General features: G+C 56.1%; 7 protein-coding genes and 2 pseudogenes. 7 read left to right on the forward strand and 2 right to left on the reverse strand.

Annotated elements, in window-relative coordinates:
- Positions 1-1,004 (forward strand): annotated as a pseudogene (locus GL286_RS21645) (transposase family protein); the annotation flags it as partial.
- A 9-nt stretch (positions 1,005-1,013) separates the two neighbouring features.
- Here GL286_RS21645 and GL286_RS21650 read toward each other — a convergent pair.
- Together GL286_RS21650 and GL286_RS21655 are read right to left on the reverse strand one after the other, a co-directional pair.
- A pseudogene (locus GL286_RS21650) lies at positions 1,014-1,219 on the reverse strand (integrase core domain-containing protein); the annotation flags it as partial.
- Positions 1,220-1,484: 265 nt separating this feature from the next.
- Entirely contained in the window at positions 1,485-3,092 is a 1,608-nt protein-coding gene (locus GL286_RS21655) for a hypothetical protein (protein WP_155097645.1), read from the reverse strand.
- Positions 3,093-3,499: 407 nt separating this feature from the next.
- Here GL286_RS21655 and GL286_RS21660 point away from each other — a divergent pair, with 407 nt between their 5' ends.
- From GL286_RS21660 to GL286_RS21685, 6 genes are all read left to right on the forward strand, one after another.
- Positions 3,500-4,102, forward strand: a complete 603-nt coding sequence (locus GL286_RS21660; RefSeq protein WP_170295356.1) for a sulfotransferase family 2 domain-containing protein — start codon at positions 3,500-3,502, stop codon at positions 4,100-4,102.
- A 406-nt stretch (positions 4,103-4,508) separates the two neighbouring features.
- Positions 4,509-5,729 (forward strand): DUF6212 domain-containing protein, encoded by a 1,221-nt coding sequence (locus GL286_RS21665; RefSeq protein WP_281352172.1) that lies wholly within the window; start codon positions 4,509-4,511, stop codon positions 5,727-5,729.
- Between the two features lie 7 nt (positions 5,730-5,736).
- Positions 5,737-7,890: a glycosyltransferase gene (locus GL286_RS21670; RefSeq protein WP_155097648.1), complete on the forward strand. Its 2,154-nt coding sequence runs from the start codon at positions 5,737-5,739 to the stop codon at positions 7,888-7,890.
- 143 nt (positions 7,891-8,033) lie between these two features.
- Entirely contained in the window at positions 8,034-8,375 is a 342-nt protein-coding gene (locus tag GL286_RS21675; protein WP_155097649.1) for a glycosyltransferase, read from the forward strand.
- Between the two features lie 12 nt (positions 8,376-8,387).
- Positions 8,388-9,125: a sulfotransferase gene (locus GL286_RS21680; RefSeq protein WP_155097650.1), complete on the forward strand. Its 738-nt coding sequence runs from the start codon at positions 8,388-8,390 to the stop codon at positions 9,123-9,125.
- 120 nt (positions 9,126-9,245) lie between these two features.
- On the forward strand, positions 9,246-9,509 hold a 264-nt coding region (locus GL286_RS21685; protein WP_170295358.1), incomplete at its 3' end, for a transposase.

The following is a 9,509-nucleotide window of genomic DNA, read 5'->3' on the forward strand; positions in this document are numbered from 1 at the left end:
GGTCGTCGCCCGCTGGGTGGAGAACCCTTACTACCGGCATTTCACCGGCGAGACGTTTTTCCAGCATCGTCCGCCGATCGACCCGTCCTCGCTGATCCGCTGGCGCAAGCGGATCGGCGACGAGGGGGTGGAGTGGCTTCTGACCAGGACCATCGAGGCGGGCCGGTCATCAGGCGCGATCAGCGACAAGAGCCTGAAACGGGTCGTGGTCGATACGACCGTCATGGAGTTCGTAGGGGACCGTGGCCCCTGATGGGGCCGCGTAAGCCCCGAAGAACAACATCGCCCATCCGACGGACGCCAAGCTTTACGAGCGTGCCCGGGCGCTGCTGGTGGGCCTGGCGAAAGAGGCCGGGATCTGCGCCGTCATCTGCAAGACATCCCCGGGGGAGCCCTGCGCGACAAGGTGCTCGAAACGCTCTGGCTGGTCGGTCGTTTGCTGGAACAGACCCCGAAGAGCAAGGACAGGATCTATTCCCTGCACGAGCCGGAGGTCGATTGCATCTCCAAGGGAAAGGCGCGGGTCCGCTACGAGTTCGGCACCAAGGTCAGCCTCGCCACGACCAGCAACGAGGGCTTCATCGCCGGGGCGCGCAGCTTTCCCGGCAACCCGTATGATGGTCACACCCTGGCAGCTGCGCCGGAGCAAGTTGCCATCCTGACCGACCACGTGCCCGATCTCGCTGTCGTGGACCGCGGCTATCGTGGCCACGGCGTGAACAGCACAAAGGTGCTGATCAGCGGCATGCGCCGCGGCATCACGCCATTGCTGGCAAAGCTCCTGAAACGGCACAGCGCCATCGAACCGGAGATCGGGCATATGAAGGCCGACGGTCGTCCCGCGCGCTGCCCGCTGTGCGGTCTTCGCAATTCTCTGCGCCTGCGGTCACAACATCCGCAAGATACTGGCTCATCTCCGGGCGCTTTGCTCTCTATTCCTTAAGCTGGGTGCGGCGACCATCCGGGATGCAAACAGACGTCAGGGTGCATTGGCACTCGCCTGAAACGGTTGTTCAGAGCGGACTATCATAGGCCTCGTCCGGCGTCAGCAACCCGTGCGATAGTTGCGGGCATCATTGTTGTTATGGATGATGCTGGAGTCGATTCCCTCGCGGGCCTCCGAGCCGGTCTCGAAGGCATTTAGATAAGCGCATTCGTATTTGATCGACGGCCACAGCCTCTCGACCATCTGGTTGTCAATCCAGCGACCACCGCCGTTCAAGTCTGTACTTTCTAGCCCTGTGGAGGGAGAAGGACTGCCGCAACAGAGACATAAGCCCTAGGAGAAAATAAAAAATCTTCGGCAGGCTAATATACTGACCTTGCAGAGCCAATCAGTTGCCGAACCGATACAATCGATCGGCGTGACGCGACAAGATCTTCATCACGGATAGTGAAGCCACGAATGTGACCTCACCGTCCGAGATCAGCAGGAAACCCAGAACGATGTAACTCGATCTCCGTTAAACGCCGAATTGTGCTCGTTACAAATCGGATAGCTCAAGTTCGCCACTGTTCGACCGTCTGGAGGCGCACAACTCTTCAATCTTGACTGCAAGCTTCAAGCGATGCAACGACGCGCCTTCCGGCGGACGCGGCAACCTGCCTGTTTCCAATGATGAGCGAATGATGTCGTTGGCCGAAAGTTTCTCGACCATAGGCCAATCCCTGATCTTCTCGCCAAAAACTTCGTAATATTTCTTCAGAAAATCAGACAGGCTCTCACTATTGGGTGCGGGATCATGGTTCTTATCGACATAGACACGACCCGGACGAGCGTCAAAATCAATTTCGGGAAAAATATTGTCAAGGTTTCGTTGCGTCGGTTTCTTGCCGGGATGATCGTAATCGTCGACCAATAGCTGCGGGAAAGTCGCGCCAATCAGATCGTAACCGATTTGTCCATCCTTGATCTGCGATCCGGTTGCCGTCCATGCAATTTCATAGGCCGCACGGCTTTGGAATGGCATCGCCGCGGTGACCATGTTCGCTGCGCCTCCGGTATGGAAACGGCTGCGGAACTCCCGATAATGCAGAATAAGCGGATCGGTTTTCCCAGGGTCGCGAACGCGCAGGGTTTCCATTGCATCGACGACATCGGCTTTCCAATTCGCGAAAAACTTGTCAGACGAGAATGAACCGCGCAGCTTATCCAGAAACTCGTCCGAGAACGAGTCGGCAAAGAACGGACGGAATATCTCGCCAGCACCGCCTCCGATCTTCACGCTCAGCGGATTGGGCTTTGTCCTGAATGGTCGTAGCGATGTATATGATCCGATAAGAAAATCATCGGTGCATTGCAATGCCTCGTCCGTGGAAAGACTGTAATCGGATTTGCTTTTTCGGTCGTTCAACGGGAATCGGTATTTTTCCGCCAATCGTAAAGCGACTTCAAAATCACCTTTTACCCCGCCGTATTTCAAAGAGCTGAAGCGGATATTACCACCAATTCCCTTTTCGCGCATCTTCAAGATAAGCGCCAGATTTACCCGAGAATCTACCCCGCCCGACACATCGACGGAGACGCAGATATCTTCATCCGAAGACAGCGTCGAAATTCGCCCGGACCAAATCCCGACGTAATGGGAAACCGCGCTCGCATAAGATTCGAATTGTCCCTGGTACTTTCGGTGCGTGATTTTAGCTCCGTCGCCATTGACCGAAACCTCGCACCACGAAGGGACCAAACTGATCTCATTGATAGCGGTTTTGAATGACGACGGTTGCTGACCAAAAGGCGAACGTATCCGCCAGCTATCTAACTGATGCGAACATATAGAGAAGGGCCATTCATTTTTCCGGATATGATCCAGTAGCTTTCCGAACGAGTTCGAAATGGCCCAGCGTTCTTCGCGCTGGTACAGATATATTCTGGAGTTACCTTGGAAATCCGATCCAAACTGATATCCGTCACCTAGCGGGTTTCCCCAGAAATAGCATCCATCGTGACCGGACAGGATCTTCTTGCCCGTCTCTGCCATGTAGCCAAGCGCCCCCGACTCTCCAGCGATGTAGTCCGTGTCGATGAAGCAGTACCCCTGAAACAGGAAATCCTGAGGAATGTTGCTTTGGTCGAATAGAAAGAAGTCCATGCGCGAGAATCCCGATACAACGCAGAGTCGAACAATGCTCAGATGAAAAGCATTCGTTCAAGTTATATGCACCAGCACAAACTCTACGGCAAGATTTAGGTTACTGTTATTACATCTTACTTCTTGACTCCCTTGCGGCATTCACCTGAGTTCCGCCATTTGTTGCTGTATTATTAAGCAAACGAATCAGTTCGATATCATATCAGCCTTACACGCAAGGGCACGCCAATCCGCTGCACCAATGGTCCCAGCCGGTCGCAACTGGCAACATGGGCACCTCTTTCGAAGCAGGACGGGCATGTGCCCCGGCTCCGATCACGGGACCAGATCACGCTGCAATTGACCTGGTGGGATCGGCATGCCACCTGGGCCGCCGACAGAAAGCCGCACGGAGATCGTCGGAGCACATGCCTTTCATCCAGCATAACGGGAAACGCGTTCTTCTGATCCACATCCCGAAGACCGGAGGCACATCTCTGGAAAACTGGATGAAAACCATTGCGCCGCTGCGAATGTTCAGCATGGGCGTTCCTGCGGCGAGCAAATGCACACCACAGCACTACCGCATGCAGGATGTTCGCGCGCTGCTGGGAGAAGGGTTCTTCGACCTTGCCGTCGCCGTAGTTCGCAACCCCTATGCCCGGATCGAAAGCGAATATCGCATGCGGGCGCAACTGGCGAAGGAGAGCTTTTTCAAGGGCATAGCGAATTTCACACCTTGGCTTGAAGAATCCTTGAGCCGGCAAAAACGAGAGCCGTTCTTTCTCGACAACCATCTGCGCCCGCAGTGGGAATTTCTTGGCAGCGACATCGAAGTCTTCCGGCTGGAGGACGGGTTACTGGCTCCTGCCGCGCGTATCGCCGATGTACTAGGGGTGGCCTCGCCGGAAATCCTGCCTCGGGATCTGGTAACTGATCCGCTCGACATCATCTGGGATCAGATTGACCGAATTCGGGTTCGCGAACATTATGCACGAGATTTCGAAACGCTCGACTATCCGACTGACTGAAACCTCCCCGGAAGCAACACGGCCTGCCCTCAATGACCTGTTGTCGACTGGTCGCCTGCGCCATGCCACGCGATAGTGCCGCCTTCACGGATGATCCTAGCGTAAAAGCGCGATCAATCTGACCGATGTTGTATGGTAGATCCTTGAAATTTCTGCCTATGCGGCGGAAACACACCTATTGCTGCGGTTCCCCTCAACTTCGGCGCCTCCCCTCACTTCAGTTCTTGTCGCCCCGGAAGGCCTTTCGAAGTCTCAAGTCCTGTCGTTGCCCGTTCCACTGATCGTCGCATCCGGCGAAGCCGATGACCTTGAGTTCAGTAACGCTCAAGGTGCTGTCTTGCCGTTCGATCAGGTTGCGCTGCGGTCGGTTGGCTGATTACCACTATCCGGTGCGGGAAATACCCAGTTGGAACAATTGGCAGATCTATGGATGAATCGCCTGGGCGCGGATGCTCCGGCCAGAATTCCTCTGGAAGCTGTGGGAAAGGACGACAACCGGACCGAAGTGCTCGAGTGGCTGACCGTCCGTCGGATCGAGACACAGCAACTTACCGCGAAATGCTCGACACGCTTCATGCGGGAACTGGGACTGCTGCGACAGCAGCACGAAGAGACGCAGGCCAGCTTCCAGAAGCTGGAGCAATTCATGTATCAGCACGGGCCGCAGCAGCGCGAACTAGAGACCACTCTTTCGCCCATCGCAGGCCAGTTGCCGATTTCCATGCGCAATGGCTCGCGTCTGGTCCAACGTCTACCGGGAACCAGCGTCGGGCTAAGCGATATCGCTTTGCACGTCGGTAACGAAGCAGCTCCGACCCATGGTGTACTAAGTATCAGCCTGTTCAGTTCGACAGACAACGAAACCATTGCAATATGGGAAATCCCGGCCGCACGATTGACCAACGGCTGGGTGCGAGTTGCGCTGGACTACGCGCTTGGCACGGACAATGTGAGCCTGTTTGACAGCATCGAATATCACGGCAAGGACATCGTCCGCCCGTCCAGCTCGGTTCAACATCCCGAGCAGCGGTTCCATCCCGAATGCGACGGCAGCACAATCGAGACCCTGCCCGCTTTGCAAATCTGGCGTTGGATCGCAGGTGCAAGAGCACTAATCCCAGCCCATGCCGTGCTGTGCCGTGCCGTGATGCAGATTGGCGGGAAGAGCCGTTTGCGCCGTGTCGCGCCGGAAACCCTTGCCACGACAATCGATCTTGGAACCCTCAAGAATATGTTGCCGCTGTTTCAGTCCGATGACGCACTGCTGGTCCATGGCGTACCCGACCATACCGCTTGCGGCATTCTTCCGGCAGTTGCTTTGCCGGGCGCGCGCCAGATATTCGCATCCGCGCAAACCCGTCATGCCGAAGGTCCGGTTGTCGAGTATCAGTTGGCCATAATGCCACAAGACCAGCGTCCGCATCTGCCGGGTAGCCTGCCCGAGTTCTCATCCCATCTCAGCTCAGGATGGGTTCGTCTTTCCCCTCAAGAAAAAAGCCAACTGCATATCCTGCCGGCCGAACCTCTGGAATGCCCGCACGACCTTTATCTGATGACCCGCCTGCCGGCGGGTTCTGCGAACAATTTCGGCTGGTCGACCTTCTCGAACATCGGCATCCAGTTCTGAGCATAAAATGCAGCACATTTCCCTTCAGCCTTGCATGGCCAAGGCTACCCCCGTTATTGCCCCACGCATCGCGGTCGTTGTTCCGATCTTCCGGCATTCGGTGCTGTTGTCAGAAGCGATTGAGAGCGTATTGGCCCAACGCTCCGATTTTGCGATTCATATCGTTCTGGTCAATGACGGCTGCCTGCACCAGGAAACAGATCTCGTTTGCCGGGAATATGTACTCAGCTACCCCGAACAGGTTACCTACCTGCGCAAGCCCAACGGTGGTCTCAGTGACGCGCGCAACCACGGCATCCGCCACGCGCTGGCAAGCTGGCCGTCGGTCGAGGCAATCTACATGTTGGATGCCGATAACCGTCTGCGTCCGGACTCGATGGCGAATGCGATGGCCGCACTCGACAACCATCCGGATGCCGGTTGGATCTATCCCAATATCGACATGTTCGGCCTGACCTGGGCCGGAGATTACGGCGGCGATTACTCGCTGCTGATCCACACCGTCATGAACATATGCGAAGCGGGAAGCCTGATCCGGCGTGAAATCTTTGACGCCGGAGTCTATTTCGACACCGGTTTCAAATCCGGCTTCGAGGACTGGGACTTTTTCCTGACCGCCGCTGAAGCAGGCTTCCGCGGGCGCAATATCGAAAACTTCGGTTTCCACTATCGCAAGCGCGCCGAAAGCATGTTGGCCGATTCCGAGCGCGATGCCGAGGTCATCCTCAATGATATGCGCAAGAAACATAAAAAACTGTTCAGCCAGCGTGGGTTGCTGGAACTAGAGCAACAAGAGGCCCCGCGCTACGCAATTGTCCTGAGCGATCGTGACGAAGTCATCCTGACCGTCGATCCCGATGCGGCAGATGCCCGCCGGATTCCGATTGCCGAGTTCGAACGTCAATGGTGGCGCACGCAGACAGACAACAGCCAACACCACGTGCCGCCGATCATGGTCATGACCCATTCGGCGGTACTCGAGCAGTTGCGGCGCGCGGGCATGTTGCATGGCGTGCTGTGGAAAATGGAGCGCCGATTGACGCGCCATCCCTTCACCGCCCTCGAAATCCGACCATGCGAAGCCGAGCGCATCCGCTGGTCGGAATCCGAGGCGCAGGGGGCGGCCGATCTTCAGGCCTCGATGCTGATGGTGCGACCGGGTATGCTAGCTGCCATCGTCCGCGACAGTTCACTCAACTGGATCACAGGTATCGCGGCACGGCCTTGCTCTCTGCCAGCGACGCTGCTGCGGCTGGAACTTCCCGATACGCTGTTCGTTGCCGATCAGGACCTGTTCACCGCCGCCGCGCACGAAATGGTCGCGTTCTCTGCCCGATGCCACGCCTCGCCGAAACGCGAGGCGCTCCAGTATCGCTGGGATTGGCGCAACGCAGATATTCCATGGCGATCCCGAACCCATGAAATCAGTCGGCGTCCGACGAAAGCTGACGCCTCGTATCCTCGCGTAATCCGGGACGGCCGCAATGTCGACTTCGTGCTGCCTTTGGTCGAGTTCGGGGGCGTTGAACGTGTTGCGCTAAGCATTGCCAGAGCGATGAAGGCGGCGGGCTGGAAGCCGCATCTGTTTGTTCTGGACTCGGCAGAATGCCAATTCAGTGTTGAATGGCGCGATACGTTCGAAAGCGTAACGTTTCTTTCGGATCATAGCTTTGCGACCTGGGGCACAGCTAGCAGCAACTATCTCGGCACTGACGTACCGGACGGGTCGCGCTCCGGGGACCATCGTCAGGCAACCGCGATGCTGGCTTGGGTGGATGTGGTGATCAACTTCCATGGCGGTGCTGTCTCGGGCATCATGGGAAAACTGAAACGGCTTGGCGTCAAGACCGCCCTTTCGTTGCATCTGAGCGATCACAGTTCGTTAAATCGGCTCGTCGGCAACACCTATCTCGGGCTTGCGTTTGAGCATGCCTATGACGTCATTCTACCCTGCTCCGAGCAGTTGGGCGATTGGTGTCACGGCATGGGAATGCCTTACGAAAAGATCGTACCCTTGTTGAATGCACCCAGCTTCGACCTGCCTAAAGGAGCCGAGTCGCGGATCGACATACGGCGCGCATCCCGTTCGGCGGACGAACCGCTGCGCGTGATCTATCCGGAACGTCTGGATCACCAGAAAGGCGTGGGGCGTCGTTTGTAGATTGTGGAAACAACGCAAGCATGTCGTTTGCCAGTCCAGTGGCGCCTGATTGGCAAATCGGTATTGGGTGACAATTCGCTGGAAATTCCACGCCATATAGAAGAACTGCTCGAGCCGCCATTAACCACCGCGGAAAGCCTCGCCTGGCTTCTGAATGGGCAGATGCATTCGTGCTTCCGTCCTATTATGAGGGGCTGCCCCTAACCATCCTCGAAGCCATGCGATCAGGCGTGATCCCGATCGCAACGGATGCGGGAGCAGTGACAGAGGTTATTCGACAATGGGAAAACGGCGTAGTCCTGTCCCAGACCGATCCGGTCTACGAAGCGCTCATGGCATTGGAACGACTCGCACGGGATCCCAAGCTTGTCTTGCGCATGGCAAAACAGGCGCGCAGAGACATGCAAGGCAGGGACTGGTCAAGCACCACCCGTCCATTCGTCCGTCGACTTGAAGCGATGCATTTGGTCGAAGAGATCAAGTAAGGAAACCATGAAATGAACGAAGTTCTGTATCCTGCGCTTTATGCACCGAAGGATGGCTATGTATTTGTGGTGACCTACGGTCGTTCTGGATCGACTCTCACTCAAAGCCTTCTGAACGCCATCCCAGGATATTGCATCCGAGGGGAAAACGGAAATCTGCCCTACCATCTTGCAAGGGCTGTATCTGTCACTAACACTTGGGACGACTATACTTGGCGTCGCGAAGATAAGGACAAAAACGAGGATCAACAGAAGGACTTCCTGCGGGGGTTGATAGGTACGCCAAGCGATCCGTGGTACGGGGCCGAAAACATTGACCCGATGCGCTTTTGCCGAGCCATGATGAACGTGTTTGTTGGCGAGGTACAGTGCCCGCCATCAGGCACCAGAGTTTCCGGCTTCAAGGAAATCAGGTTTCACGAAGATTCAGAATTCTGCCAAAAGTACATGGAAATCATGAGGGCTGCGTTTCCCAAAGCACGATTCATTTTCCAGAAGCGAAATGCCGGCGATGTGGCCAATTCCTCGTGGTGGGGCAGTCGACCAAAAGAAGATGTCCTGAAAATGGTACGGGACGCGGACCAGCAGTTCCACCAGTTCGCGACTATGTGGCCGGAAATTTCCTATACTGTAGAATATGAAAAATATTCGAACGGCTACGAATACGCGAGGAAGATGTTTGATTTCCTTCAGGAAAACCCGAAAAGATATGACGTGGATGCCATACTGCAAAAGAAACTAAAGCATTGAACTTTCCGGTCGCCAGAAATGTGGTGACCGGTAAACTCTTAACAGAATGCTGAAAAATTTGTCCCTCGACGCGGTTTGAGGAACATGGCTCACCCTCGACGGGATGACACCGTGGAAAAGATACGCGGGACGGATGAAGTGAGCGGGTCGCTGTTCAGCCATGTCGACCTTGAAGACCGCATCCCTGCACGGCATCCGCTGCGCAAGATCCGGCAGATCGTCAACGACGCCCTTGCCAGCCTCGGTGGCGATTTCGACCGGCTTTACGCCGATCTTCGGCGTCCCTCGATCGCGCCGGAACGGCTGATCCGGGCCAGCCTGATCCAGATCCTGTTCTCGATCCGCTCCGAGCGGCAGTTGATGGAACAGATGCAGTATAACCTG

Source organism: Paracoccus aestuariivivens (assembly GCF_009711225.1).
GTDB lineage: Bacteria > Pseudomonadota > Alphaproteobacteria > Rhodobacterales > Rhodobacteraceae > Paracoccus > Paracoccus aestuariivivens.